Annotated in this window: 2 protein-coding genes; one reads left to right on the top strand and one right to left on the bottom strand. The window is 74.6% G+C overall.

Annotation, left to right across the window (positions count from 1 at the left end; translation table 11 throughout):
• A partial coding sequence (locus tag I5E_RS15450; protein ID WP_031262919.1) for a cysteine desulfurase family protein occupies positions 1 to 896 on the bottom strand: 896 nt, incomplete at its 3' end.
• Between the two features lie 58 nt (positions 897 to 954).
• On the opposite strand from I5E_RS15450, the gene I5E_RS21950 reads away from it, so the two are divergent.
• Positions 955 to 1,143, top strand: a 189-nt coding sequence (locus I5E_RS21950; RefSeq protein ID WP_042723951.1) for a hypothetical protein, incomplete at its 3' end; no start/stop codon positions are given.

Genomic DNA, 1,143 nt, shown 5'->3' with positions numbered 1-1,143 from the left:
CAGCCCGGGAACGTGAAGTGCGCTTGCCGGGGAGTTCGGTCGACCGGGTCGCCCATCAGCACCGCCGTGGGCACCGCTGCCCGCACGCCCGCGACGAGGCGGTCCCGCAGTGCCCGGACGTCCGCGTGCGGCATCGACGCCGCGACCCCGAAGGCCGCCGCCGCCGGCGCGTCCTGCGTCCCGCTCCGCACCTGGCGCTGCTGCCCGCCCCCGTGGATGAGCGGCTCGACGGTCGCACGACGGCCGAGCACGAGCGCGCCGATGCCGACCGGGCCGCCGATCTTGTGCGCGGAGACGCTCAGCGCGTCGAGCCCGGACGCCGCGAACGACACCGGGACCTGGCCGTAGGCCGCGACGGCGTCGCTGTGCACGGGCACGCCGGCGGCGTGCGCCAGCTCCACGATCCGCGACACCGGCGCGATCGTGCCGACCTCGTTGTTGGCCCACAGGAACGTGACCAGGGCGACGTCCGAGGCGTCGGCGAGCCGCGCCTCCAGGGCCGTCAGGTCGACGCGCCCCTGCGCGTCCAACGGGACCACGTCAACGACCGCCCCCTCGTGCTGCTCCAGCCAGGCCACCGTGTCCACCGTCGCGTGGTGCTCCCCGCCGGGGACGACGATGCGCGGACGACGGCGGTCCTGCTGCCGCGCCCAGAACATGCCCTTCACCGCGAGGTTGATGCTCTCGGTGCCGCCCGAGGTGAAGACGACCTCGACCGGGTCGGCGTCGAGCGACGCCGCGACGGCGGCCCGGCCGTCCTCGAGCAGCATCTTCGCCCGCTGGCCCGCGCTGTGGATCGAGGACGGGTTGCCGACGGTGCCGAGCGCAGCGGTGAACGCGGCGAGCGCCTCCGGCAGGATCGGCGTCGTCGCGGCGTGGTCGAGGTAGACCGGCATCTGCACCCCTCTGAACGAGCCTTCCCAGGATACCCGCGCGCCCTCGTACCCTTGGGGCATGCACGAGACGGCCATCGACGAGATCCCGGGGTTCCGGCTGGACGCCGACGTGCCGCGCTTCTCGGTGCGGTCCGCGACGGCGACGGCCGTCTCGGTCGTGGTCGACGGACGCGGGACGTTCCCGCTGACGCGGTCGACGACGTCTGGGCCGGTGCCGGTCCCGGGGTCCGACCCGGTGACACGTACC

Source organism: Curtobacterium sp. B18 (genome assembly GCF_000333375.1).
Classification (GTDB): Bacteria; Actinomycetota; Actinomycetes; order Actinomycetales; family Microbacteriaceae; genus Curtobacterium.
This window is presented reverse-complemented; position numbering and strand designations above follow the sequence as displayed.